This window comes from Pseudomonas sp. DW-iso3 (assembly GCF_058725305.1).
This window is the reverse complement of record NZ_JBZXDZ010000006.1, coordinates 468,257-492,414: the sequence shown is the minus strand read 5'-3', so window position 1 is coordinate 492,414 and position 24,158 is coordinate 468,257. Positions and strand designations below refer to the sequence as shown.

General features: G+C 60.9%; 23 protein-coding genes. 10 read left to right on the top strand and 13 right to left on the bottom strand.

Going from position 1 to position 24,158, the window contains the following annotated elements:
* Nucleotides 1-27 precede the first annotated feature (27 nt).
* Nucleotides 28-660: a TetR family transcriptional regulator gene (locus AC4PS7_RS20100; RefSeq protein ID WP_010213557.1), complete on the top strand. Its 633-nt coding sequence runs from the start codon at nucleotides 28-30 to the stop codon at nucleotides 658-660.
* Between the two features lie 5 nt (nucleotides 661-665).
* Here AC4PS7_RS20100 and AC4PS7_RS20095 read toward each other — a convergent pair whose 3' ends face one another.
* Nucleotides 666-1,163 carry a C40 family peptidase gene (locus AC4PS7_RS20095; protein WP_021493234.1) on the bottom strand — a complete coding sequence of 166 codons (498 nt, stop codon included), beginning with the start codon at nucleotides 1,161-1,163 and terminating at the stop codon, nucleotides 666-668.
* Nucleotides 1,164-1,439: 276 nt separating this feature from the next.
* Here AC4PS7_RS20095 and ureE point away from each other — a divergent pair, with 276 nt between their 5' ends.
* The 5 genes from ureE (at nucleotide 1,440) to AC4PS7_RS20070 (ending at nucleotide 5,134) form a co-directional block, all read left to right on the top strand.
* Nucleotides 1,440-1,940: an urease accessory protein UreE gene (gene ureE / locus AC4PS7_RS20090; RefSeq protein ID WP_010213559.1), complete on the top strand. Its 501-nt coding sequence runs from the start codon at nucleotides 1,440-1,442 to the stop codon at nucleotides 1,938-1,940.
* A complete protein-coding gene (locus tag AC4PS7_RS20085; RefSeq protein WP_042570867.1) occupies nucleotides 1,937-2,611 on the top strand; it encodes an urease accessory protein UreF in 675 nt (224 codons plus the stop codon). Before ureE ends, AC4PS7_RS20085 begins: the two co-directional genes overlap by 4 nt.
* Before the next feature lie 13 nt (nucleotides 2,612-2,624).
* Nucleotides 2,625-3,239, top strand: coding sequence for an urease accessory protein UreG (gene ureG / locus AC4PS7_RS20080; RefSeq protein WP_010213562.1), 615 nt, complete (start codon nucleotides 2,625-2,627; stop codon nucleotides 3,237-3,239).
* 22 nt (nucleotides 3,240-3,261) lie between these two features.
* Nucleotides 3,262-3,834, top strand: coding sequence for a HupE/UreJ family protein (locus tag AC4PS7_RS20075; RefSeq protein WP_021493235.1), 573 nt, complete (start codon nucleotides 3,262-3,264; stop codon nucleotides 3,832-3,834).
* Nucleotides 3,835-4,015: 181 nt separating this feature from the next.
* Nucleotides 4,016-5,134, top strand: coding sequence for an AGE family epimerase/isomerase (locus tag AC4PS7_RS20070; RefSeq protein ID WP_010213565.1), 1,119 nt, complete (start codon nucleotides 4,016-4,018; stop codon nucleotides 5,132-5,134).
* On the opposite strand, the gene AC4PS7_RS20065 is transcribed toward AC4PS7_RS20070, so the two are convergent.
* The 9 genes from AC4PS7_RS20065 to amaB form a co-directional block, all read right to left on the bottom strand.
* Nucleotides 5,106-6,011 carry a cation diffusion facilitator family transporter gene (locus AC4PS7_RS20065; RefSeq protein ID WP_010213567.1) on the bottom strand — a complete coding sequence of 302 codons (906 nt, stop codon included), beginning with the start codon at nucleotides 6,009-6,011 and terminating at the stop codon, nucleotides 5,106-5,108. The genes AC4PS7_RS20070 and AC4PS7_RS20065 overlap by 29 nt on opposite strands.
* A 179-nt stretch (nucleotides 6,012-6,190) precedes the next feature.
* Entirely contained in the window at nucleotides 6,191-6,958 is a 768-nt protein-coding gene (locus tag AC4PS7_RS20060) for an SDR family oxidoreductase (RefSeq protein WP_010213568.1), read from the bottom strand.
* A gap of 786 nt (nucleotides 6,959-7,744) precedes the next feature.
* Nucleotides 7,745-8,461 (bottom strand): ABC transporter ATP-binding protein, encoded by a 717-nt coding sequence (locus tag AC4PS7_RS20055; RefSeq protein WP_010213569.1) that lies wholly within the window; start codon nucleotides 8,459-8,461, stop codon nucleotides 7,745-7,747.
* A complete protein-coding gene (locus tag AC4PS7_RS20050; protein WP_010213571.1) occupies nucleotides 8,458-9,333 on the bottom strand; it encodes an ABC transporter ATP-binding protein in 876 nt (291 codons plus the stop codon). The genes AC4PS7_RS20055 and AC4PS7_RS20050 overlap by 4 nt, the downstream gene beginning before the upstream one ends.
* Nucleotides 9,330-10,607 (bottom strand): high-affinity branched-chain amino acid ABC transporter permease LivM, encoded by a 1,278-nt coding sequence (livM, locus tag AC4PS7_RS20045; protein WP_010213574.1) that lies wholly within the window; start codon nucleotides 10,605-10,607, stop codon nucleotides 9,330-9,332. The genes AC4PS7_RS20050 and livM overlap by 4 nt, the downstream gene beginning before the upstream one ends.
* A gap of 2 nt (nucleotides 10,608-10,609) precedes the next feature.
* On the bottom strand, nucleotides 10,610-11,524 hold the full coding sequence (locus AC4PS7_RS20040; protein ID WP_010213575.1) for an ABC transporter permease subunit: 915 nt from the start codon (nucleotides 11,522-11,524) through the stop codon (nucleotides 10,610-10,612).
* A 227-nt stretch (nucleotides 11,525-11,751) separates the two neighbouring features.
* Nucleotides 11,752-12,888, bottom strand: a complete 1,137-nt coding sequence (locus tag AC4PS7_RS20035; protein ID WP_010213577.1) for a branched-chain amino acid ABC transporter substrate-binding protein — start codon at nucleotides 12,886-12,888, stop codon at nucleotides 11,752-11,754.
* A 374-nt stretch (nucleotides 12,889-13,262) separates the two neighbouring features.
* On the bottom strand, nucleotides 13,263-14,546 hold the full coding sequence (amaA, locus tag AC4PS7_RS20030; protein ID WP_010213579.1) for an L-pipecolate oxidase: 1,284 nt from the start codon (nucleotides 14,544-14,546) through the stop codon (nucleotides 13,263-13,265).
* 179 nt (nucleotides 14,547-14,725) lie between these two features.
* Nucleotides 14,726-16,216 carry an L-piperidine-6-carboxylate dehydrogenase gene (amaB, locus tag AC4PS7_RS20025; RefSeq protein WP_010213580.1) on the bottom strand — a complete coding sequence of 497 codons (1,491 nt, stop codon included), beginning with the start codon at nucleotides 16,214-16,216 and terminating at the stop codon, nucleotides 14,726-14,728.
* 154 nt (nucleotides 16,217-16,370) lie between these two features.
* On the opposite strand from amaB, the gene AC4PS7_RS20020 reads away from it, so the two are divergent.
* The 3 genes from AC4PS7_RS20020 to nadE all read left to right on the top strand — a co-directional run bounded on the left by AC4PS7_RS20020 (nucleotide 16,371) and on the right by nadE (nucleotide 19,513).
* Entirely contained in the window at nucleotides 16,371-17,261 is an 891-nt protein-coding gene (locus AC4PS7_RS20020) for a LysR family transcriptional regulator (RefSeq protein WP_044286560.1), read from the top strand.
* Nucleotides 17,262-17,467: 206 nt separating this feature from the next.
* On the top strand, nucleotides 17,468-18,682 hold the full coding sequence (pncB, locus tag AC4PS7_RS20015; protein ID WP_010213584.1) for a nicotinate phosphoribosyltransferase: 1,215 nt from the start codon (nucleotides 17,468-17,470) through the stop codon (nucleotides 18,680-18,682).
* Between the two features lie 3 nt (nucleotides 18,683-18,685).
* Nucleotides 18,686-19,513 (top strand): NAD(+) synthase, encoded by an 828-nt coding sequence (nadE, locus tag AC4PS7_RS20010; protein ID WP_010213585.1) that lies wholly within the window; start codon nucleotides 18,686-18,688, stop codon nucleotides 19,511-19,513.
* A gap of 136 nt (nucleotides 19,514-19,649) precedes the next feature.
* Here the strand turns inward: nadE and azu are convergent, their stop codons facing one another.
* Complete coding sequence (gene azu, locus AC4PS7_RS20005; protein ID WP_010213586.1) at nucleotides 19,650-20,096, bottom strand: azurin; 447 nt, start codon at nucleotides 20,094-20,096, stop codon at nucleotides 19,650-19,652.
* Between the two features lie 332 nt (nucleotides 20,097-20,428).
* On the opposite strand from azu, the gene AC4PS7_RS20000 reads away from it, so the two are divergent.
* Nucleotides 20,429-20,611, top strand: coding sequence for a hypothetical protein (locus tag AC4PS7_RS20000; protein WP_010213587.1), 183 nt, complete (start codon nucleotides 20,429-20,431; stop codon nucleotides 20,609-20,611).
* A gap of 46 nt (nucleotides 20,612-20,657) precedes the next feature.
* Here AC4PS7_RS20000 and AC4PS7_RS19995 read toward each other — a convergent pair whose 3' ends face one another.
* Both AC4PS7_RS19995 and AC4PS7_RS19990 read right to left on the bottom strand, forming a co-directional pair.
* Nucleotides 20,658-21,548, bottom strand: coding sequence for a transglutaminase family protein (locus AC4PS7_RS19995; RefSeq protein ID WP_010213588.1), 891 nt, complete (start codon nucleotides 21,546-21,548; stop codon nucleotides 20,658-20,660).
* Nucleotides 21,548-24,034, bottom strand: a complete 2,487-nt coding sequence (locus AC4PS7_RS19990) for a circularly permuted type 2 ATP-grasp protein (protein ID WP_010213590.1) — start codon at nucleotides 24,032-24,034, stop codon at nucleotides 21,548-21,550. Before AC4PS7_RS19990 ends, AC4PS7_RS19995 begins: the two co-directional genes overlap by 1 nt.
* Nucleotides 24,035-24,158: the final 124 nt, after the last annotated feature.

Genomic DNA, 24,158 nt, shown 5'->3' with positions numbered 1-24,158 from the left:
GTACTCGCCGACAAAGCCCGCCCGCCCATGCTGCCCCGCGCCGAACAGAAGCAACAGACCCGCCTCGCCCTGATGGACGCAGCCCGCCATCTGATGGAGTGTGGCCGTGGGTTTGGCAGCCTGAGCCTGCGCGAAGTGGCAAAAACGGCTGGTATCGTGCCCACCGGTTTCTATCGGCATTTTGCCGACATGGACCAATTGGGACTCGTGCTAGTGAGTGAAGTCGGCCAGACCTTCCGCGCCACGATCCGTCTGGTGCGCCACAACGAATTCGTGATGGGCGGCATTATCGATGCCTCCGTGCGGATCTTTCTCGACGTGGTCTCGGCCAACCGTTCGCAATTCCTGTTCCTGGCCCGCGAGCAATACGGCGGCTGCCTGGCGGTGCGCCAGGCGATCGGTGCATTGCGTGAAGACATCACCCGCGACCTGGCGGCCGACCTGACGCTCATGCCAAAACTGCAGCACCTGGATGCCGAAGGTCTGCATGTGATGGCCGACCTGATCGTCAAAAGTGTGTTCGCCACCCTTCCCGACATCATCGACCCACCGGCCCAGGCGCTGCCTGAACACCTCACGCCCCAGGCAAAAATCACCCAGCAATTGCGCTTTATCTTTATCGGCTTGAAGCACTGGCAGGGTTTGGGCAGCACCGAGTAAAGCCATCACCCTGCCGTGTGGAAACGCTTGGCGGTGGTGTAATTCTTGTTCCAGTAGCTGTTGCTCAATGAGTCGATGCGGATGTGCTTGCCTGCGCGGGGTGAATGGATAAATTTGCCCTCGCCTATATAAAGGCCCACATGGCTGACTTGTCCGCCCCCATTTCCTTTGAAAAACACCGCATCACCCGCCTTGAGCGCATTGCGCCTGATAGTGGCTGCTGTTGACCGCTGCATGGCCGCAGTGGTGCGCGGTAACTGGATATTGGCTTCGGTCTTGAACAGATAGACCAGCAGGCTGCTGCAATCAAAACCCTGGTCCGCCGAGGTGCCACCCCACTTGTAAGGCGTACCCAGCAGTTCGTGGGCGCGGTCGACCACATCCTCGATAGACGCTTGCTTCAGCGAAGTGCTGAAGGACGGATGGGACTTCAAATTCGCGGAAGCCGATGAAAGCGCGAGAGATAGGCTGACAATAACCAGGCAACAAAATGATTTGAACATGATGAACGTCGCAGTGAATTAAACACGGCGCACAGCCTAATGATCTCGCAGGTAAGGTGATGAACGCCGATTCCCCATAACGTGTAGGGAAAATCCGAAAATGCCCATCACGCGTGCAACACGCAACATTGCGCACCACTTTGGCGCACGTCGAGCATTTTTCCTCGCCCTGTTTAGTGGCATGCCGCGCTTGCCTACAGGCAATTCCTACTCCCCATCGAGGTTGGCAAGCCCCTTGCTCTAGCTGCTTCATCGCTCATAGCTGGAAGCTTCCTGATGCTGGTGATCCACCGCCGAATCGCCCCCCAAGCCCTCTGGGCCGCCGAGTTGCTGCTGAACTTCGAAGCCCGCAGCAAAAGCCGCCTGCGCTGTTTCAGTGCCGACGGTGAAGACGTCGGCCTTTTCCTGGAGCGCGGCCAGCCACCGCTGCACGATGGCGAATTCCTACAGGCCGAGGACGGACGAGTCGTACGCGTGTGCGCCCGGCCTGAACACCTGCTGCACGTCACCTGCAGCAGCGCATTTGAACTGACGCGTGCGGCGTATCACCTGGGTAACCGCCATGTGGCATTGCAGGTCGGCGATGGCTGGTTGCGCCTGCTCGATGACTATGTGCTCAAGGCCATGCTCGAACAACTGGGCGCGCAGACGGCAACCATCGAGGCGCCGTTCCAGCCGGAACATGGCGCCTACGGCGGCGGACACCACCACTCGCGCCATGGCGATGAAGATTTCAACTACCCGCCCAAGCTGCACCAGTTCGGCGTGCGTCTATGAACCCAGCCTGGGCGCTGTTGCGTCTGGCCAGTCCGCAATTGCCGATTGGCGGCTACAGCTATTCCCAGGGCCTGGAAATGGCGGTGGAGAACGGTCGCGTCAGCGATGCTGCCAGTGCGCGACGCTGGATCAGCGATCAGTTGCTGCTCAACCTGGCGCGCTTTGAAGCCCCGGTGTTACTCGCCCACTGCCAAGCGGCGGTCGATGCTGACTGGCCGCGTCTGACCCAGCTGTGCGAGGCACATCGCGCCAGCCGTGAGACCCGCGAGCTGTATCAAGAGAGCCGGCAGATGGGCTACTCCCTGCAACAACTGCTCAACGGCCTGCCGGAACTGGATGAAGCCGCCCGCGCCGTCCTTCAAGCGTGCCCCGAACCGCATTTGGCGTTGGGCTGGGCCCTGGCCGCACGCGCCTGGCACATCAGCCCCGCCGATGCCCTCGCCGCCTGGCTGTGGAGCTGGCTGGAAAACCAATTGGCCGTGCTAATGAAAACCTTGCCCCTCGGCCAGCAAGCCGCCCAGCGCCTGACCAGCGAATTGCTGCCGTTGCTGCAACAAGCCCAGCAGGACGCCAGTCGCATCGACCCCCACCATTTCGGCAGCGCCGCGTTCGGCCTGTCCCTGGCATGCATGGCCCACGAGCGCCAGTACAGCCGCCTATTCCGTTCCTAGGAGAAAAGCACATATGAACACCCAACCTTTGCGTGTCGGTATCGGCGGCCCGGTGGGCTCCGGCAAGACAGCCCTGACCCTGGCCCTGTGCCTCGCGCTGCGTGATCGCTACAACTTGGCGGTGGTCACCAACGACATCTACACCCGCGAAGATGCGGACTTCCTGGTGCGCAACCAGGCCCTCGCGCCGGAGCGCATCATCGGCGTGGAAACTGGCGGCTGCCCGCACACGGCGATCCGTGAAGACGCCTCGATCAACCTGGAAGCCGTCGACCAGCTCAACCGCCGCTTCCCTGGACTCGACCTGATCCTGGTGGAGTCCGGCGGCGACAACCTCTCGGCCACCTTCAGCCCGGAGCTGTCGGACCTGACCATCTACGTGATCGACGTGTCCGCCGGCGACAAGCTGCCGCGCAAGGGCGGACCTGGCATCTGCAAATCCGACCTGCTGGTGATCAACAAGATCGACCTGGCGCCCTTGGTCGGCGCGTCGCTGGAGCTGATGAACAGCGACACCACCCGCATGCGCAACGGCAAACCCTTTGTGTTCAGCAACCAGAAAACCGGGGTCGGCCTGGAGGACATCGTCGCCTTCATCGAACGCCAAGGCCTGCTGACCGCCGCCTGATCAACCCTTAAGGAACCTGTCCATGAGCCTCAAGAAACTCTTCACCGCCGCCGCCCTGCTGCTGGCCCCAGCCCTGGCCTTCGCTCACCCTGGCCATGGCGACAACGGCCTGGTGGCCGGTATCAGCCACCCCCTGAGTGGCATCGACCACTTGCTGGCGATGGTCGCCGTCGGTTTGTGGGCCGCCCAACAAAAAGGCGCCGCCCGTTGGGCCCTGCCCTGCACGTTCGTCGGCACCATGTTGATAGGCGGCGTACTGGGTTTTGAAGGCCTGGCGTTGCCGGCATTGGAAAGCGGGATTGCTGCGTCGGTGCTGGCCCTGGGCCTGGCGGTGGCACTGGCGGTGCGGCCGCCGCTGTTCATGGCTGTGGGGGCGACGGCGTTGTTCGCACTGTTCCACGGTGTGGCGCATGGTTTGGAGCTGCCGGACATGTCCAGCCCTTGGGCGTATGCAGCCGGGTTTGTCGGTGCAACCGCGGTGCTGCACGCGGCCGGTTATGCGGTGGTGCGCTTTCTGCCGGCGGCAGCGGCGCCGTTGGTGCGGATTGCCGGGGCAGCTTCGGCGGCGACTGGGGTTTGGTTGCTCGCTGGCTGATTTGCAGCGCTGCTGAAGGCTCCTTCGCGAGCAAGCCCGCTCCCACAGTTGACCGAGTACATCCTTGAAATACGGTCCAGATGTGGGAGGGGGCTTGCCCCCGATAGCGGTAGACCAGACACCACCGAACCCAAGCCTGATACCATGCGCGCCTACACCCCTGCCGTGACGACGCCAGCCAATGCCCAGCGCTTCCCAACCCTCCTTGAACACCGTGCTTTCGCACTTCCACAGCCTGATCGTGCCGCTCTGGCAAGGTCCGGGCTGGAATGCCGAACTGGCATTGCCCTATGAGGCGCTCGACGCCGATCATCGCCCTCTGCCCCCGCAACGCTACCGCGCCATGGCCTGCGCCCGGCAGTTGTACCTGTTTGCCAGCCTGATCGACGAGCCCGGCGCTGCCTTCGCGCAAGAGCGTGCAGCGGCACTGTTCCGGTCCCTGCAACGGCACTTCCACGACGCCGAGCACGGCGGCTGGTTCTACAGCATCGACCCGTCCGGCCAGCCGCTGGACAAGCGCAAAGACCTCTACACCCACGCCTTCATCATCTTTGCCTGCGCCCATTACTGGGCCAAGGTGCGTGAGCCGTTGGTGGAATCGGTGCTCAATGCCGCTCTGGAAGTCGTTGCCAAACGGTTTTCCACAGGCGACGGCCTGTACGAGGCCGTATTGGAGCGCAACTGGTCATCGCTCAAGTCCGGCCCGCTGCAAAACCCGCTGATGCACTTGGCCGAAGCGTTCCTTGCCACCCTCGCGGTACGAGCAGACGCCGAGGTGCAAGCCGCCCTGCTGGGGCTGGCGACGGCCATGCAGCAGCGTTTCATCGACCGTCAACACGGCGTGATGATGGAAAAACCGCTGGGCGCTGTGGATAACTGGTTCGAGCCGGGACACCAGTTCGAATGGTTCTTTTTGCTGGAGTCTTCGGAAGTGCTCCGGGGTACGCCGCTGCATGCGTCCCTGACCCGGGCTTTCGCCTACGCGGAACTCAAGGGTGTGGATAACGTCAGCGGTGCGGTCAGCGGCATGTTGGCGCTGGACGGCACGGTCCGCGACGGCACCCAGCGTATCTGGGCCCAGGCCGAGTACCTGCGGGCACTGACCTTGCGGCCGGACAGCGAAGCGCTGCTGCAACGCCAATTGCTGGCGTTGCAACAGCACTTCCTGCATGCAAAAGGCTGGAATGAATGCCTGGATGCCAAGGGCGTCGTGAGCCGACGAGACATGCCGTCGACCACGCCGTATCACTTGGCGACCTGTTACCAGGGCCTTATGCAATCCACTTGCGATCTCCGGTAAAGCTGATCGTCAGCCAGCGCGCCGTATCCGGCGTGCCGAGCCCTGTGGATATCTCTTCGCGCAGCCCGTCCAGGGTCGCAACGTTATCCACCGGGTAATCCGCCGGCAACACCACATGTATCTCGATAAACCGTGCCCGTCCGTGCTTTTGCACGTAGGACACATAGTCGTCAAAACCATGCCTGGCCTGGGCCGCATCCATCACTTCGCGCACCTTGTCGTCCAACTGGTCCGGAGCGATCCCCAGTACCTCGCGCAAGGCCGGGCGCAGGATCTTGAACGCCGGCGCCAGCATGCTCAAGGCCAGCAGGATCAGGATCAATGGGTCGACATACACCGCCCACTCGCCATAGCCTTGGGACTTGAGCAACAGTGCCGCGAGGAAACTGATGAGCAAGCCCACCGACAGCATCGCGTCCACCAGCCAGCTGATGTTGTCGAACTGGATCAGCGATGATTTCAGCTGGCGATTGCGATAACGCACGTAGAAGAAGTAGGCGAACTCGACGACGGTAAACACCGCCGCGTAGATGATCACCAGCCCCAACTCGATCTCGCGGCCGCCATTGATAATGCCGAACACGCCGTTGAGGAACGCATAAATGGCGATCAGCAACAGGAAACTGCCTTCGATCAGCAGCACCATGGGCTCCAGATGCCAATAGCCGAACTGGAAACGTTCGTTGCTTTTCTTCGCGATCAGCTTGGCCGTGATCAACATCAACACCTTGATGGCGGTGGCGATCAGCGAGAAAAACCCGTCGAACAGAATGGATTGGGCGCCGGATACCACACCCGTGACAATCCCGGCGATCGCGACTGCGAACATCAGGATGGTCGATTGTTTGAGCAGTGCCTGCTCACCTCGGTTACTCACATTTCCTCCCGTCAAAACCTTAAATCCGCACGGTGCGGAGGGGTTTTACCGGGTGGAGTGTACCTTATGTCGTGTTTTGGCCGATTTGGCGCCATCGCCGGCAAGCCAGCTCCCACCTTTGACTGTGTGAATACGCTCAAATGTGGAGTTGGCTTGCCGGCGATGCGGGCGACGCGGTCTTAAGCCTTGGCCCCACGCTCGATCGCAAAGCCAGCCCAGGTCTGGCTCACCGGCATCAACTCCAACCGGTTGATGTTCACATGCGCTGGCGTATTCATGACCCAGAAGATCGTGTCTGCAATATCCTGCGGCTGGATCGGCTCGGCCCCCGCATAAGTCGCGTCATACCGCGCCTGGTCACCGCCAAAACGCACCAGCGAGAACTCGCTCTCGCACAAGCCCGGTTCGATATTGGTTACCCGCACGCCAGTACCTTGCAGGTCACAGCGCAGGTTCAGTGAGAACTGCTTAACGAACGCCTTGGAGCCACCGTACACGTGGCTGCCCGGATACGGGTAATTGCCAGCAATCGAGCCCAGGTTGATGATGCCCGCGCCGCGACCGTGAGCGATCAAGCGAGGCAGCAGCAGGTTGGTGGTGGTCAGCAGGCCCTTGATGTTGGTGTCGACCATGGTTTCCCAATCATCGAGGTTGCACTTGGGCGCAGGGTCGGTGCCTACGGCCAGGCCGGCGTTGTTGATCAGCCCGCGCAGCGTGGCGAACGACGGCGGCAGGTTGGCGATCGCGTCTTCCATGCCTTTGCGATCCCGTACGTCCACCACCAGGCCGTGCACTTCGGTTTGCTTGGACAGCTCTTCGACCAGCGCATTCAAACGCTCGGCACGACGGCCGGTGAGCACCAGTTTCCAGCCGGCTTCGGCAAAACGACGGGCGCAGGCTTCGCCGAAACCTGAGGTTGCGCCAGTAATAAACAGCGTGTCGGACATGGTGTTCTCCTTGCGGGCATCGGGAAAAAATCAGCCAGCAGAATGCCCTTACGCCGCGATTGCGGCAACCGCTAAGCACACAACTTGACACTGGACTGATCACTTTTTAACCACGTCACGCAAAGCCATACAGACCGTGGCTTGTAGCCATATGCACGCAGGTTATCCACAACTGCGCCCACAGTCTTTGGGGGCAACTACACAATGCTTCAGGCCTCTATTCATAAGGGCTACAGGCGGTTTTAGAAAGTTTTTTGCTTGACCTTGGCCGGGGCGTATGTAGGCCCGTCGCCCCTCGAAAAAACAGAACGATGGCTCCAGGCCAGTCATTCCGGCCTCTGCGGCCGTCTTTCCAGAGTTTAGTCACAGACTTATCCACAGGCTGGCGAGACATATTTCGGTCATATACCTGTGTCTATAAACAGGTTGACAAAGACCTCTACCGGTTGCCAAAAACCTGCTGATCAAAAAACAACCGTCGCGCTACAAGCCACGCGGTTATTGGCTTTCAGCCAGCTACTCCCACGTTACCCACAGCCGGTTCCACAGCGGATGGGGACAAGTCAAAACTGTGACAAAACAGAGATTTGCGGCGGCTATATGTCGCGCTTTGGAGGGAGCCTGGATTTGTTTTCCACAATTTGGCGGAGACGTTGTGAATGCCACAAAACAAATGTGGGAGCGGGCTTGCTCGCGAGTGCGGTGGGTCAGTTTCAGGTGTACTGACTGATCCACTGCATTCGCGAGCAAGCCCGCTCCCACAGGGGGGCTGCGCCAACCTTTAGATTAGTGCCCGCCGAGGTAGGCGTTGCGCACTTCCTCATTCACCAGCAATTCCTTACCGGTGCCTGTCAGGCGAATCTCGCCGTTAACCATCACATACGCGCGGTCCGACAGGCGCAGCGCGTGGTTGGCGTTCTGCTCCACCAGGAAGATGGTCATCCCGGTGGATGCCAGCTCACGCAGGGTGGAAAAGATCTGCTTCACCACAATCGGCGCCAGGCCCAGGCTCGGTTCGTCGAGCAGCAACAGCTTGGGCCGGCTCATCAGCGCGCGGGCGATGGCGAGCATTTGCTGCTCGCCGCCGGACATGGTCATGGCGCGTTGATTACGTCGTTCCTTGAGCCGTGGGAACAGCTCGAACATGCGTTGCATGTCTTCCTGGGCAAACTTGTCGCCAATGGGGATGGTGCCCATCAACAGGTTTTCCTCGACGGTCATGTCGGGGAATACCCGCCGCCCTTCCGGTGACTGCGCAATACCGTTGGAAGCGATGTAGTGCGACGATTTGTGGGTAATGTCGACACCGTTGTAGAGAATCTGGCCCGACTCGGCCCGTGGCTGGCCGAAGATCGACATCAGCAGCGTGGATTTGCCCGCGCCGTTGGAGCCGATCAGGCTGACGGTTTCGCCTTCGTTGATATGCAGCGAGACTTTTTTCAGGGCCTGGATCGGGCCGTAGTACACGTCCAGGTCCTTCATTTCGAGGATAGGTGCACTCATACCAGCTCCTCTTCGTCGGCGCCCAGATAGGCGGCAATCACTTTCGGGTCGTTGCGGATCGCGTCCGGCCCGCCCTCGGCGATCACGTTGCCGTGGTCCAGTACCACGATGTGGTCGGAAATGCTCATCACCATGCCCATGTCGTGTTCGATCAGCACCACCGTCAGGTCGTGTTCGTCGCGCAGCAGGCGAATCATCGCGCTGAGGGCTTCGGTTTCCTGAGGGTTGAGGCCCGCAGCAGGTTCGTCCAGGCAGATGATCTGCGGCCGGGTGCACATGGCGCGGGCGATCTCCAGGCGGCGCTGCTGGCCGTAGGAGAGCTCACCGGCCAGGCGGTTGGCGCAGTCCACCAGGTCCACCACTTCCAGCCAGTAGAAGGCGTGATCGAGGGCATCGCTTTCGGCCTTGCGGTAGCCCTTGGTGTTGAGGATACCCGCGAGCATGTTGCGGTTGACCCACATGTGCTGGGCCACCAGCAGGTTTTCCACCACTGACATTTCCTTGAACAGGCGAATGTTCTGGAACGTCCGCGCCAACCCGGCGCGGTTCACCCAGTGGGTGCCGCCGAACATCTTGTAGAACACCCGGCTGAAGAAGCGTTTGGGCGACACAAAGTCGGTGGGCTGGAAACGTTCACCGAGCAACTGGATCACGTTGGTCCGCTTGCCGCGAATGTTCAGTTCGATCTTGCCGCCGCTGGCTTTGTAGAAGCCGGTGAGGCAGTTGAACACCGTGGTCTTGCCGGCGCCGTTGGGGCCGATCAGGGCGAAGATCGAGTTGCGTTCGACCTTGAGACTCACATCGCTCAAGGCCTTGATGCCACCGAAGTGCATCATCAAATGTTCCACGGAGAGCACGACTTCCTTGCTCATGGCGCCACTCCTTTACGTGGGGTCACACCGGTACGGCTGATCCGAATCAAGCCGCGCGGTCGCCAGATCATCATCACCACCATCAACACGCCAAACAGCAGCACGCGGTATTCGGAGAAGCTGCGCAGCAGTTCCGGTGCGACGGTCAATACAAACGCCGCGATCACCACGCCGACCGTCGAGCCCATGCCGCCCAGTACCACGATGGCGAGGATCAGCGCCGACTCGAAGAAGGTGAACGACGACGGGTTGACGAAGCCCTGGTAGCTGGCAAAAAACACCCCGGCCAGACCGGCGGTGGAGGCACCGATGGTGAACGCCGAAAGCTTGACCAATACGTGGTTCAGGCCCATGGAACGGCAGGCGATTTCATCTTCGCGCAAGGCTTCCCAGGCGCGGCCGACCGGCATGCGGGTCAGGCGATGCTTGATGTACAGCACGGCCAGCACCACCAGGAAAAGCACGATGTAGATGAACAGGAATTTGATGTTGGGGTTGTAGTCGATGCCGAAGAACTCATGGAAAGGTATCCCGCCATCCTTCGCACGCTTGCCGAACTCCAGGCCGAGGAAGGTCGGCGATGGCACCGGCATGCCGTTGGGCCCACCGGTAAACGACAGCCAGTTGTTGAGCACCAGGCGGATGATTTCACCAAAGCCCAGGGTCACGATGGCCAGGTAGTCACCGTGCATTCGCAACACCGGGAACCCGAGTATGCATCCCGCTAACGCCGCCGCGATGGCCGCCAGTGGCAGCACCGTCCAGAAGCCCAGGCCGAGGTATTGATAACCCAATGCCAGGCCGTAGGCACCGATGGCGTAGAACGCCACGTAACCCAGGTCGAGCAGGCCCGCCAGGCCGACCACAATATTGAGGCCCAGGCCAAGCAACACATAGATCAGCCCGAGGATCACCACCGTGAGCAGGTACTTGTTGGCGAAGATCGGGAACACGATGGCAATCACGATCAGTGCCGGGATGATCCAGCGCAGCCGCGACTTGTAGTCCGGCGCCAGTACGTGCACGCCGGAGCCGGTGCTCTCGAAGCCCTGCAGGATCTTCACGCCCTTGGGGGTTTGCAGGAACAGGCTCATGGCAAAGCGGCCGACCATCACGATGGCCACCAGCAGGGCCACGCGGGCCGGTTCCAGGTTGAAGCTGTAGCCGTCGAGGACCACGCCGACGATCGGACCGAACACGACCAGTGAAATCAGCCCGGCGAGGACTGTATCGACCACACTTTTCTTGATATCGATGGGTTTGGCAGCAGACATGTTTACACCTTCGCCACAAGTGGGCGACCAAGCAGGCCCTGGGGACGGAAAATCAGAATCACCACCAGCAGGGAGAAACTGAACACGTCTTTGTAGTCAGAGTTGATCAACCCCGAAAACAACGACTCGGAGATACCGAGGATGATCCCGCCCAACATCGCCCCAGGCAGGGAGCCAATGCCGCCGAGTACCGCCGCGGTGAACGCCTTGATGCCGATGATGAAGCCGGCATAGAAGTCGAAGGTGCCGTAGTTGAGGGTGATCAGCACGCCGGCCAATGCAGCCATGGCGGCGCCGATGACGAACACATAGGAGATCACCCGGTCGGTGTTGATGCCGAGGATCGATGCCATCTTGCGGTCTTGCTGGGTAGCGCGGCACATGCGGCCGAGCTTGGTGTATTTGATGACATAAGTGAGCAACGCCATGCCGGCAAACGCCGCCACAAGGATGAACACCTTGGTATAAGTGAGCTGGACGAACCCGCTGCCGATGTCGACACGCCAGGCCCCGGCCAGCAGGGTAGGAATACCCTGTTGCTTGGCGCCCTGGGCGATCTGCGCGTAGTTCTGCAGGATCAGCGAGATACCGATGGCGCTGATCAGCGGTGCCAGTCGGGTGGAGTTGCGCAGCGGTTTGTAGGCAACACGCTCGATGACCCAACCGTAAACGCCGGTGACGACCACGGTGAAGATCAAGGTGCCGAGAATGAGCAGCGGGAAGGATTCGATGCCGAAGTAAGCCAGCAGTGCCAGACTGATCGCCGCGAGGTAAGCGGAAATCATATAAACCTCGCCGTGGGCGAAGTTGATCATGCCAATGATGCCATAGACCATTGTGTAGCCGATGGCGATCAGGCCATAGACCGACCCGAGGGTCAGGCCGTTGACCAGTTGCTGCAGGAAAATACCATCCATAACGCAATCTCACGCGGTGAGCACCTGCACACCGGAGGGTGTGCGGCGCTTCTGGAGGAAAAAACAGATATTCATCACGACACCACTCCCCTCCGGGAGCGGGCTTGGGTGGGAGCTGGCTTGCGATGCACACGCCTCGGTACTTCAGCGCTACAGAGGTGATGCAATCGAAGGCAAGCCAGCGCCCACACAAACCCTGCTCCCACAGGGTCTTTGGGTGATTAGTCTTACTTCTGCTTTTCCAGCTGGTGGTATTTGCCGTCTTTATCCCACTGGTAAACCACGTAGTCGGAGATTTTCAGGTCGCCCTTGGAATCCCAGGCTTTTTCGCCCATGACGGTTTTTACCGGGTGAGCCTTGAGCCACTTGGCGGCATCTTCGCCCTTGTTGGACTTGGCACCGTTGAAGCCGGCGGCCAGGGCCTGGACCGACGCGTAGGCGTACAGGGTGTAGCCTTCCGGCTCGGTGCCGTTTTTACGGAACTCTTCCACCACCGCCTTGCTGTCTGGCAGCAGGCGCGGGTCGGCGCCAAAGGTCATGTAAACGCCGTCGACGTATTGCGCGCCGCCAGCAGTGGCAACCAGTTCGTCGGTCACTACGCCGTCATCGGACATGAACTTGACGTCTTTCAAACCGGCTTCACGGATCTGGCGAACCAGTGGACCGGCTTCCGGGTGCAGGCCGCCGAAGTACACAACGTCTGCACCGGTGGAGCGGATCTTGGTGACCAAGGCGCTGAAGTCTTTCTCGCCACGGGTCAGGCCTTCTTCCAGCACCGGCTTGACGCCGCGCTTGGTCAACTGGGCTGCGGTGGCATCGGCCAGGCCTTTGCCGTAGGTGTCCTTGTCGTTGATGACGGCGACTTTCTTGCCCTTGAGCACGTCGACGATGTAGTCGCCGGCAACGATGCCCTGCTGGTCGTCACGCCCGCACATACGGAACATGGCACCCAGGCCGCGCTCGGTCACTTGTGGGTTGGTGGAGCCTGGGGTGATGGCGATGATGCCGGCTTCGTCATACACCTCGGAGGCCGGGATGGTGTTGGAGGAGCAGAAGTGCCCGACCACGCCGATCACTTTGTCCTGGTCGGCCAGGCGGTTGGCAACAGCGACGGCCTGCTTGGGTTCGCAAGCATCGTCACCGGCCACCAGCACGATTTTCTCGCCGTTGATGCCGCCGGCCTTGTTGATCACATCGGCTGCCGCCTGGGCACCCTTCATGTACTGCTCACCGAAAGCGGCGTTGGCACCGGTCATCGGCCCCGCGACGCCGATCTTCACATCAGCTTGAACAAACGTAGAAACACCCAGCGCCGCTGCAACGGCGAGGGCCAGAAAACCTTTCTTGTAAAACGTCTGGGACATGAGTGGTGCTCCGATATTTTTGATTTTTGGCACGACAACTTGCATTCAAACCTTTCACTGAAAGCCCAGAGCAAGGCGCGTGCCATTACGTTTTTATTCTTCAAAAAGACACGGTGTCATTGTTATTGCAGGTGTTTCGGCTCCATTCGCCAGGACGTGCAACCCTCTAGCACCTAAAGGTGCAACCAATGGATCCAAACAGTACAACCGCGACAGGTCGCACCTGCAACCAGACCTATAAACGACAGTTCCTATCGCTGTAACAAACGGCGTAACGGAACTGCACATTTACAGTGCGTGATTGCTACGACTTGCACCAATACAGATTAGTAGCCTGCTAAGAAAATGCAGGCTTCTGAGCGGTATTTCGCTGATCAGATCACGATCCTCAGGCATTGGCCCGCGTGATACAGCGAAAATCCAGCCTCATACAGACAGCTACGCAAGCCCACCCCCGCCAGGGGTTGCATCGGCGCGAAGGGAATCGGCAGCGCCTGGGGATTCTGGTGACATAAATAGTCGGCAAACGCCTTGCCGACCACGCTGCCGGTGGTCACGCCGCGGCCGTTATATCCCGTAACGGCCACAAGGCCGGGCGCCGGCTCGAACAGGCGCATCAAGTGGTCCGGGGTGAAGGCGATGCAGCCAGTCCAGGTGTACTCCCACTGCACCGATTTGAGGTAGGGGAAGTAGTGCTGCTGCACCCGATCGGCCCACGCCTTGAGGAACCACGTCGGTTTCTGGCTGCCATTGCCCAGGCTGCCGAGCAACAGACGACCGTCGGCATCGCGGCGGATGCTGCTCAAGACCTGGCGCGTGTCCCAGGAACCTTGACCACCCGGCAGGATTTGGCTGGCCGCGTCGTCCGTCAGCGGGGCCGACGCGACCTGGTAGTAATAACCGGGGAAAAAATTGCGCCGCAGTTCGGTCCACTCGCCTTCGGTGTAGGCGTTGGAGGCAATCACCACCTGTGCAGCCTGCACTGAACCCTGCGCGGTTTGCACCGACCAGTGCGCGCCCTGGCGTTCCAGCTGGGTGACAGGAGAATGGTCGAACAACTGCCCGCCCAGACCGACCGCCGCGTTGGCCAAACCACTGGTGTAGGCCATCGGGTTCAGGGTACCGGCACGCCGATCCAGCAAGGCGGCGGCGATCCTTTTGGTACCGGTGGCCTGCTCGCAGGCCTGGCCGGTGAGTAACTCCACCGGCGCGCCACGGCGCTTCCATTGTTCTTCACGGCTGCGCAAATCCGCCTCGCCACGGGCGTTGTGCGCCATGTGCAAGGTGCCTTCGCGGCGTAATTGGCAATCGATGTTGTATTTGTCGATCAGGCTGAACACCAGGGACGGCGCCGCACCCAGCATGCGATTGAGCTGGCTGCCCACCGCTTCGCCGAAACCGGCTTCGATTTCGTCCGGCGGGATCCACATACCGGCGTTGACCAGTCCCACATTGCGCCCCGAACCACCATGGCCGGTGCGATGGGCCTCCAGCACAGCGACGCTTTTACCTTGCTCCAGCAAATGCGTGGCCGCCGACAAACCGGTTATTCCGGCGCCGATCACGCACACATCCACCTTGACCTCGCCCTTGAGCGCGGCACGGTCCGGCCGGCTGGGGGTGAGGTGTTCCCACAAACATGTTTCGCGCAGTGCCATTGCCAGACTCCGATGAGACCTAACAAACAACTAAATTCAGTGTCGCCTGGTTAATCCAATCAAATGTGGGAGCGGGCTTGCATCGCGGATGCGGTGGATCAGCTGTAAATCTATTGACTGACACCCTGCATTCGCGAGCAAGCCCACTCCCACATTTTCAACCGCGTTTCGTCAGTGGTTTAGTCGAAGGTAATGCCCTGGGCCAGCGGCAATTCCAGCGAGTAGTTCACGGTGTTGGTCTGGCGACGCATGTACCCGCGCCACGCATCCGAACCCGACTCACGCCCGCCACCGGTCTCTTTCTCACCGCCAAACGCACCGCCGATTTCCGCGCCGCTCGGGCCGATGTTGACGTTGGCGATACCGCAGTCGCTGCCCACAGCTGACATGAACTGCTCAGCCTCCCGCACATCGGTGGTGAAGATGCACGACGACAGGCCTTGAGGCACGGCGTTGTTCAGGCGCAGGGCTTCGTTGAAGTCGCTGTAGCCGATCACATAGAGGATCGGGGCGAAGGTCTCGGTACACACCACGTCACTTTGCTCGGGCATTTCCACAATGGCCGGCGACACGTAATAGGCATTGGGGAATTGGTCTTCCAACTGGCGCTTGCCGCCGAACACCTTGCCGCCTTCGCTCAAGGCTTGCTCCAGGGCGTCCTGCATGTTGTCGAAGCCGTGCTTGTCGATCAGCGGGCCGATCAGGTTGCCCTCCAGCGGGTGGCCGATGCGCACCTTGGAATAGGCGGCCTTGAGACGGGTGACGATTTCGGCCTTCACCGACTCATGGGCGATCAGCCGACGCAGGGTGGTGCAGCGTTGACCTGCGGTGCCGACGGCGCTGAACAGAATGGCGCGCACGGCCATGTCCAGGTCGGCGCTTGGGCCGAGAATCATCGCGTTGTTGCCACCCAGCTCCAGAATGCTGCGGGCAAAGCGTGCGGCGACTTTCGGCGCCACTTCACGGCCCATGCGCGTGCTGCCGGTGGCGCTGATCAGGGCGACGCGTGGGTCGTCCACCAGTGCGGCCCCGGCATCGCGGCCACCGATAATCACTTGGCTCAAGTACTCAGGGGCGCCGTCGAATTTCTTCAGCACGCGCTCGAACAACGCCTGGCAGGCCAAAGCCGTGAGCGGGGTCTTTTCCGAGGGTTTCCAGATCACGGCGTTGCCGCATACCAGCGCCAGGGTGGTGTTCCACGCCCACACCGCGACCGGGAAGTTGAACGCACTGATCACACCAACCACGCCCAGCGGATGCCAGGTTTCACGCATATGGTGGCCTGGGCGTTCGGAGGCGATGGTCAAGCCGTACAACTGACGCGACAGGCCAACGGCGAAGTCGCAGATATCGATCATTTCCTGGACTTCACCCAGGCCTTCCTGGGTGATCTTGCCGGCTTCCCACGACACCAATTCGCCCAGGTCGGCCTTGTATTCGCGCAACACGTCACCGAACTGGCGCACCAACTCGCCACGACGCGGGGCCGGCACTTTGCGCCAGGCCTCGAATGCATGCTCCGCGCGACTGACCTGTTGCTCCACCTCGGCGGCACCTTCCCAGTGCACGCTGCCGATACGGCTGCCATCGATCGGCGAATGCACGGGCTGCTTGCCCGACTGGTACAGCGCCGGGTTTACCCCGAGACGATCAAGCAATGCGGCAACCATGGGTCACTCCTTCACACTAAAAACAGAAAAATTGCGCCGCGGCCCGCACGACGATCCAGACCTTATTTGTAGCTGGCCCAAGACTTGCTAACAAACGACGATTAGGCGAGATATCATTCCGTTTATTCATGCAAAAAATAAAAAGAGGCGTGCCGTGCTGAACAAAAGACATTTGCCCTCGATCACCGCCCTGCAGTGCTTCGAAGCCGCCACCCGCCACCTGAGCTTCACCCGCGCCGCCGAGGAACTGAACCTCACGCAGAGCGCGGTGAGCAAGCAGGTGGCGCAATTGGAAGAGTTGCTGCAGCATCTGCTGTTCCGTCGCGTGCGCCGTCGCTTGCAGATGACCCCGGCCGGCGACCTGTACCTGGTGGAAGTGCGCAAGATCCTCACCCAGGTGGAGATGTCTACCCATTACCTGCGCTCCTACGGCGGCGAAACCGAAGTGCTGCGGGTGTCCACGCCCTACACCTTCGGCGCACGCTGGCTGGTGCCGCGCCTCAAGGGCTGGCGGCTGCGCCATCCGCAGATCCACCTCGACCTGTGCAACGAGCAGGAGCCGGACGAACTGCTGCAAGGCAAGGCCGACATGGCCTTCTACTTCGGCCAGGGTTCACGCCCCGGCACCGAGAGCCAGAAGCTGTTCAGCGAAGAACTTGTACCGGTGTGCGCGCCGGAGAGCTTGCCCGCACAGCCGTTCACCGACCCCACACAGCTGAGCAACCTGGTGCTGCTGCAAAACGCCTCGCGCCCCCAAGGCTGGCATGACTGGTTCGCCAGCCAGGGCTACCAGACCGAGCACAGCTATCACGGGCCGCGTTTCGACACCTTTTATATGTGCATCCGTGCAGCGCAGGTCGGCTGTGGCGTGGCGCTGTTGCCGCGATTCCTGGTGGAAGAGGAACTGGCCGACGGCAAGCTGGTGATCCCCTGGCAGCATGCGATGCCGAGTGAGGACGCGTATTACCTGGCCTACCCGGAGCATTCGGCGGAGGTGCCCAAGGTTCGCGAGTTCGTGAAGTGGATGATGGAGCAGGTGCTTTAGCGCCTGGAAAATCGCCATCGCAGGCAAGCCAGCTCCCCAGTTTGGCATGCGTTTCAAATGTGGGAGCTGGCTTGCCTGCGATGGCGCCAGTGGCTTCACCGAAAAAATCACTGGCAAAACCCCACAGGTCTATGCGCCACTAGCCCCCTTCCTTAATTGTGCGTAAAGGCCGGCGACCATCGCCGACCCGTCTGGAGATTCCCGTTATGAGCGAGAGTGTGTTTGCCGATCGCATCGTGCAGAACTTGCTCGACACCGACTTCTACAAGCTGACCATGATGCAGGCGGTGCTGCACAACTACCCCAACGTGGAAGTTGAATGGGAGTTTCGTTGCCGTAACAGCGAAGACCTGCGTCCCTATCTGGCAGAGATCCGCTACCAGATCGAACGCCTCGCCGAGTTGAGCCTGAGCCCCGACCAATTGGGTTTCCTGGAGCGCATCAGCTTCATGAAGCCGGACTTCCTGCGCTTCCTCGGGCTGTTTCGTTTCAACCTGCGTTACGTGCAGACCGGTATCGAAAACGGCGAATTATTCATTCGTCTGCGCGGCCCATGGCTGCATGTGATCCTGTTTGAAGTGCCGATGCTGGCCATCGTCAGCGAAGTGCGTAACCGCTACCGCTACCAGACCGTGGTCCTCGAACAGGCTCGCGAACAGCTGTACCGCAAATTCGACTGGCTGACCGCCAATGCCAGCAGTGACGAGTTGTCGGAGCTGCAAGTGGCAGACTTCGGCACGCGTCGGCGCTTCTCGTACCGCGTGCAGGAAGAAGTGGTCAGCGTACTCAAGCACGACTTCCCCGGCCGTTTCGTCGGCACCAGCAACGTGCACCTGGCCCGCGAACTGGACATGAAGCCACTGGGCACCATGGCCCACGAATGGATCATGGCCCACCAGCAACTGGGCCCCCGCCTGATCGACAGCCAGATCGCCGCGCTCGACTGCTGGGTCCGCGAATACCGTGGCCTGCTGGGCATCGCCCTGACCGACTGCATCACCACCGATGCGTTCCTGGGCGACTTCGACCTGTACTTCGCCAAGCTGTTTGACGGCCTGCGCCATGACTCCGGCGACCCCGTGCAATGGGCGGAAAAAGCCATCGCCCATTACCACAAGCTCGGCATCGAGCCGATGAGCAAGACGTTGGTATTCTCCGACAGCCTTTCACTGCCAAAAGCGCTGGAGATATTCCGGGCGCTGCGTGGTCGCATTAACGTGAGCTTTGGCATCGGCACCAACCTGACGTGCGACATTCCAGGTGTGGAACCGATGAGCATCGTGCTTAAAATGACCGCCTGCAATGGCCAGCCCGTCGCGAAGATCTCCGATGAAGCGGGCAAGACACATTGCACCGACCCGAATTTCGTCGCCTATTTGCGTCATGTTTTCAAAGTACCTGCCATCTCTAGCAAGGAGTGAATCATGCAAGCCGTACAGCGTGAGATTGCTGAACAGCTCAAGGTCCAAGCGCCGTTCAACGACCAGGCCGCCCTTGAGGCCGAGGTTGCCCGCCGCGTGACCTTTATCCAGGACTGCCTGCGAAATTCCGGGCTCAAGACGTTGGTGCTGGGCATCAGCGGTGGCGTCGATTCCCTGACCGCAGGCCTCTTGGCTCAACGTGCGATGAAAGAGCTGCGGGAACATACCGGTGATGAGGCTTACCGCTTTATCGCGGTGCGCCTGCCCTACGAAACACAGTTTGACGAAATCGATGCCACGGCCTCGGTGGACTTCATCGAGCCGGACGAGCGCCACACCGTGAACATCGGTCCGGCGGTCAAGGCCCTGGCCAATGAAGTGGCCGCGTTTGAAGGCAAGGCGGCGGTGTCCCGGGATTTCGTGCTGGGCAACACCAAGGCGCGCATGCGCATGGTGGCGCAGTACACCATCGCCGGCGCGGCCGGTGGCCTGGTGATCGGCACCGACCATGCAGCGGAAGCGGTGATGGGCTTTTTCACCAAGTTCGGTGACGGCGCGTGCGACCTGGCGCCGTTGAGCGGGCTGGTGAAAAACCAGGTGCGTGCGATTGCGCGGCACTTTGGTGCGCCGGAATCGTTGGTGGAGAAAGTCCCGACAGCCGACCTGGAAGACCTGTCACCCGGCAAGCCGGACGAAGCGTCACATGGCGTGACCTATGCCGAGATCGATGCATTCCTGCACGGCGAGCCGGTGCGTGAGGAAGCGTTCAGGATTATCTGCGACACGTACCGCAAGACCGAGCACAAGCGGGTCATGCCGTTTGCGCCGTGAAGTGAACCCGATAGGTTTGTACTGATTTTCAGACCGCTTTCGCGAGCAAGCCCGCTCCCACACTTGACCGATTTCCAACATGGGAACGCGGTCGAATGTGGGAGCGGGCTTGCTCGCGAAGAACGATAACGCGGTCTTACTTGACGGTCACAGTGCCTTTCATCATCGAGATGTGGCCTGGGAACGAGCAGAAGAACGCGTAGTCAGTCCCGGCGGCCAGCTTCGACACGTCGAAGGTCACCGAGTCTTTCTCACCGGCACCAATGATCTTGGTGTGGGCGATGATGCGGTCGTCACCGGGTTTCAGGTAATCCTTGTCGATGCCGGCGGCCATGCCGTCGGTTGCAACCGGCTGCATGTTGGCCGCGCTGGTCAGCACCCAGTTGTGGCCCATGACGTTTTTCGGCAGGTTGCCGGAGTGAGTCAGCTCAACGGTGAATGTCTTGCAGCTCTTGTCGATTTCAATGGCTTTGGTGTTAAAGGACATTTGGTCGGTGGAGTCGACAGTGACCTTGCACTCTGCAGCAAGCAACTGGCCGCTCGCCAGAGTCAGCAGGGAAACAGCAACGAGTTTGGCAAACATGTGAATCTCCAAGGCAGGGTTTAGAAAACGCGAATTGCGACAAGGGTGCCTGAAGCAGGCAGGAATTCTTATGATCTGAATCAACAGATTGTATACAACTTTAGGCTATCAGACTTATCAACACAATCTACCAGCCAAAGTACTGTTACCCGCCTATGATCGGCTCATCACCCATCGGAGTCCGAGCCATGCGCCTCGACCAACTGTTCAACGGCCTATTGGCCGCCTACGCCTGCGGTAAGTGAAGGCCAAGCGCACCCTGAAGCTGCTACCATGTCGTCCCAAGGCAGCTGCGCGCCGCCACCCTCACCTTCGACCTTAGAGGATCGCCCATGGCCAAACCTAATTACTCCTTCGCCAAACGTCAGAGAGACTTGGCCAAGGAGCAGAAGAAAGAGGAAAAACTGCAACGCAAGAAAGCCGCTGCAGAAGAAGAGGCCAATGGGCTGAACGCCGATGTTGATGGTAAAGAAACGAGCGAAGAGACCGAAACACCAAAAGATCCGGCTGAATAAATTCCTTTGTGCTGAGCCGGCCCGCCCGGCTCGACACAATCAAGCGTTATTCCAGCGGCATCACCGTCACCCGCACCTCCGGGTCGTGGCTCCCTCCCCCCAGAATTACCCCTCGCAACGGCGACACATCAGAAAAATCCCGGCCCCAGGCCAGGGTGATGTGCTCCAGTGCCGGCTGCACATTGTTCGTCGGATCAAAATCCACCCAGCCTGATACCGGGCAATACACCGAGACCCACGCGTGGGATGCATCGGCGCCGATCAGCCGTGGCTGGCCGGGCGGTGGCTGGGTGAGCAGATAACCGCTGATATAGCGCGCCGCCAGGCCTCGCGAGCGCAGGCAGGCAAGCATCAAGTGGGCGAAGTCCTGGCACACGCCACGGCGGCGCTCCAACACTTCGACAAGCGGCGTGGCGACTTGGGTGGCTTCGGCATCGAAGGTGAATTCGCTGAAGATCTTTTCCATCAGCGCCTGTACGCCCAGCAGCAACGGTTTACCAGCGGGGAAACAGCTCTCGGAGAATTCGACGAAGGTTTTCTTCAAGTGCACGTAGGGCGATTCGAAGCGGTAGCGACAGGCTTCAATCAGCTCATCGGACATAGCCTGGCTGCTGTAGGTCAGGCTGTCGCGGGTCTGGTCCCAGGCGGGTGATTGCTGGAAATCCAGCGCCGGCCGCGCCAGTACTTCCACGGTCAGCCCGGCGTTCACCAGCAATTCATCATGGGGCCGCTCGAATGCCAGCCGAGTGATAGGGTTACCGAACACGTCCAGCTCGTCGCGGCGCGAGGTCGGTTCCGGGCTGATATCCAGTTGCTGCGAGCTGCAGCGCTGCCAGGCGCACGGTCGTGGCCACAGGTGCGCCAGCTGCTGGGCCAGGGACACCGGGCTGTCATAGTGGTAATGGGTATCGTGGAAAATCTGGTAGCGCGCACTCATCACACCGACACCGTTTGCTGGCTGACATCATCCACGTGGGCAAAGTGACGCAAGGCCAGGCGGTCCGACACTTGCCCACTCTCATCGGCCACCGCTTGCAGCAGGTCGGCCAGGCCGTCCAGCGCCGCACGCACGCTGGATTCACCAAACAGCGGGTTCTCCAGGCAGCCCAGGTCGAATCGCGCCAAGCGCTCCACCAATGGGCCCAGGCCGGTTTCCCGCGGCACACCAAAGTCATCGTTGAGGCGTCGCAGGGTGCGACTCACCAGCTTGAGCTGGAACAACACCGCGTGGGGGTTCTGCTCGTCGAGCAGCAGCAAGTCGAGTACCGGGATCAACTGCGGCACCGCCAGGTAGCGGGAGCGGTAGGTGATGCTGCTGTTGCCCAACTCCAGCAACCACTCCAACCCAGCCTGATCAAATACCGCCACGCCACGCAGAAAGGCTGCCAGGCTACTGCTAAGAAATTGCAGGCGCTCGATGCGCCGGCCCATCATCAAAAAGCGCCAGCCTTCGTCACGGGTCATATCGTCCAGGGCAAACCCGGACAGCGCCGCCAGGGACATTACCAGGCGGTTGAGGAAATCCAGCAACTCGCCAAAATCCGGTGACTCGCTTTCCAGCTCCAGGGCTTCACGTTGCAGCTCGACCAAGGCCTGCCAGTTTTCCCTGGACAGCTTGCCGCGCACCTGCGATGCCGCCCACTGCAAGCGTTGCAAGTTGGCACGCAGGCTCGACGGCCAGTCATCACCGAGCAGCGCCGCCAGCAGGCGTTCGGGCAATTCGCCCTCCTCCGGCAGCAGCCGCAGGCTTTCGCCCAGCTCAACGGCCGCCTGCAAGGCCAGCGGGTCGTCGCCATCCACATAACGCGCCAGCACGATACGCAGCCAGCGCGCGCTGTCGTCACAGCGTTCGCAGTAACGGCCGAACCAGAACAGGTTTTCCACCACGCGGGAAGGTAGATAAGGATCGCGGCGCACCAGGTCATGGGCGCCAATCGCGCGCTGTGCACGCCAGTGTTCGCCACCGGCGGCGCGTTCGCCGAGCACCCAGGTGTCCTTGCTGGCGCCGCCGCGCTGCATCGACACCACTTCGGCGTCGGCTTCGGCCGCCACTCGCGTCAGGCCGCCAGGCAGCACGCGGTAACCCTCGGCACTGGCCACGGCGTACACACGCATGCCGATGGCGCGGTGTTGCAGGTGGTCGTCCACGGTGTGCCACACCGGCGCTTGGGACAGTTGCGCCAACTCTTGGGCGACATAGGCGTAAGGCCGCGCACGCATACGTTCGGCCAGGGCCTGGCGCTGTTCGTCATTGAGGTCACGGCCGAACACCGGCGCGAAACTCTGGGACGGGAATGCGGGCTTGATCAACAGCTCCGGCATTTTTTCCAGCGCTTCGGCCAGCACCGGCGCTTCACCGCACCACCAGGTGGCGATGGACGGCAGGATCAGCGCTTCACCAAACAGGAACTCGTTGATCTTCGGCAAGAAGCCCAGCAAGCCGGGGGATTCCAGCACGCCGCTGCCCAGGGCATTGGCCACCAGCACGTTGCCTTGGCGCACGGCATCCAGCAATCCAGGTACGCCGAGGGCCGAATCGGTGCGCAGCTCCAGCGGGTCGCAGAAGTCATCGTCCAGACGACGCATGATCGCGTGCACCCGGCGCAGGCCGCTGAGGGTTTTCAGGAACACCGTGCTGTCGCGCACGGTAAGGTCGCCGCCCTCCACCAACGGGTAGCCAAGCTGGCGCGCGAGGTAGAGGTGTTCGAAGTAACTTTCGTTGAACCGGCCGGGCGTAAGCAGCACGATCAGCGGCGGCTGGTCATCACCAGGCGCCTGGCGGGCAAGGGTTTCCTGCAAGGTGCGGAAGAAACCGGTGAGGTGCTGCACCTGCAGGTCACGGTAAAGATCCGGAAAGGCCCGGGACACGATGGTGCGGTTTTCCAGCGCATAACCGGCACCCGACGGCGCCTGGGTACGATCGGCAGTGACCCACCAGCGGCCATCCGGTGTGCGCGCCAGGTCCACGGCGTACAGGTGCAGGAAAGCGCCGTCCGGTGGCTGGATGCCCTGGCACGGCCACAGGAAATTGTTATGCCCGAATACCAGCTCCGCCGGCAGCAAACCTTCCTTGATCAGGCGCTGCGGGCCGTACAGGTCCGCCAACACGGCATTGAGCAGGCGCGCACGCTGGGCAATACCGGCCGACAGGTGCTGCCACTCATCAGCGGCCAACACATGGGGCAGCAAATCCAGCTCCCACGGGCGATCCGCGCCCTTGGGATCGGCGTAGACGTTGTAGGTCACGCCGTTTTCCTGGATCTGCCGGGTCAACAGCGCCTGGCGTTGGGCCAGTTGCGCGGGTGTGCTGCGTTGCAGGTGGTCCAGCAGGCGCCGCCAATGGGCACGCACCGAACCGCTGTCGTCCAGCAGTTCGTGATAAGTGCCCGCGGTCAGCGGGTAACGGTCGAGCAAGTCGGACATGGAACGCTCGGCAGTGGCAAGGGGGCTCAGATTAACTCAAATTACGGCAATCTAATGTGGGAGCGGGCTTGCTCGCGAATGCGGTGGGCCAGTCAATACATGTATCGGCTGATGGACCACATTC

Bases quoted from the DNA above. Each gene is read 5' to 3' on its own strand.
- AC4PS7_RS20040 (WP_010213575.1), bottom strand. From the start codon at position 11,524: ATGGATGGTATTTTCCTGCAGCAACTGGTCAACGGCCTGACCCTCGGG.
- pncB (WP_010213584.1), top strand. From the start codon at position 17,468: ATGAGCGAGAGTGTGTTTGCCGATCGCATCGTGCAGAACTTGCTCGAC.
- AC4PS7_RS20075 (WP_021493235.1), top strand. From the start codon at position 3,262: ATGAGCCTCAAGAAACTCTTCACCGCCGCCGCCCTGCTGCTGGCCCCA.
- livM (WP_010213574.1), bottom strand. From the start codon at position 10,607: ATGTCTGCTGCCAAACCCATCGATATCAAGAAAAGTGTGGTCGATACA.
- AC4PS7_RS19990 (WP_010213590.1), bottom strand. From the start codon at position 24,034: ATGTCCGACTTGCTCGACCGTTACCCGCTGACCGCGGGCACTTATCAC.
- ureE (WP_010213559.1), top strand. From the start codon at position 1,440: ATGCTGGTGATCCACCGCCGAATCGCCCCCCAAGCCCTCTGGGCCGCC.
- AC4PS7_RS20085 (WP_042570867.1), top strand. From the start codon at position 1,937: ATGAACCCAGCCTGGGCGCTGTTGCGTCTGGCCAGTCCGCAATTGCCG.
- AC4PS7_RS20035 (WP_010213577.1), bottom strand. From the start codon at position 12,888: ATGTCCCAGACGTTTTACAAGAAAGGTTTTCTGGCCCTCGCCGTTGCA.
- AC4PS7_RS20000 (WP_010213587.1), top strand. From the start codon at position 20,429: ATGGCCAAACCTAATTACTCCTTCGCCAAACGTCAGAGAGACTTGGCC.
- AC4PS7_RS19995 (WP_010213588.1), bottom strand. From the start codon at position 21,548: ATGAGTGCGCGCTACCAGATTTTCCACGATACCCATTACCACTATGAC.
- AC4PS7_RS20060 (WP_010213568.1), bottom strand. From the start codon at position 6,958: ATGTCCGACACGCTGTTTATTACTGGCGCAACCTCAGGTTTCGGCGAA.
- amaB (WP_010213580.1), bottom strand. From the start codon at position 16,216: ATGGTTGCCGCATTGCTTGATCGTCTCGGGGTAAACCCGGCGCTGTAC.
- AC4PS7_RS20070 (WP_010213565.1), top strand. From the start codon at position 4,016: ATGCCCAGCGCTTCCCAACCCTCCTTGAACACCGTGCTTTCGCACTTC.
- AC4PS7_RS20095 (WP_021493234.1), bottom strand. From the start codon at position 1,163: ATGTTCAAATCATTTTGTTGCCTGGTTATTGTCAGCCTATCTCTCGCG.
- AC4PS7_RS20050 (WP_010213571.1), bottom strand. From the start codon at position 9,333: ATGAGCAAGGAAGTCGTGCTCTCCGTGGAACATTTGATGATGCACTTC.
- AC4PS7_RS20100 (WP_010213557.1), top strand. From the start codon at position 28: ATGCTGCCCCGCGCCGAACAGAAGCAACAGACCCGCCTCGCCCTGATG.
- amaA (WP_010213579.1), bottom strand. From the start codon at position 14,546: ATGGCACTGCGCGAAACATGTTTGTGGGAACACCTCACCCCCAGCCGG.
- azu (WP_010213586.1), bottom strand. From the start codon at position 20,096: ATGTTTGCCAAACTCGTTGCTGTTTCCCTGCTGACTCTGGCGAGCGGC.
- AC4PS7_RS20055 (WP_010213569.1), bottom strand. From the start codon at position 8,461: ATGAGTGCACCTATCCTCGAAATGAAGGACCTGGACGTGTACTACGGC.
- nadE (WP_010213585.1), top strand. From the start codon at position 18,686: ATGCAAGCCGTACAGCGTGAGATTGCTGAACAGCTCAAGGTCCAAGCG.
- ureG (WP_010213562.1), top strand. From the start codon at position 2,625: ATGAACACCCAACCTTTGCGTGTCGGTATCGGCGGCCCGGTGGGCTCC.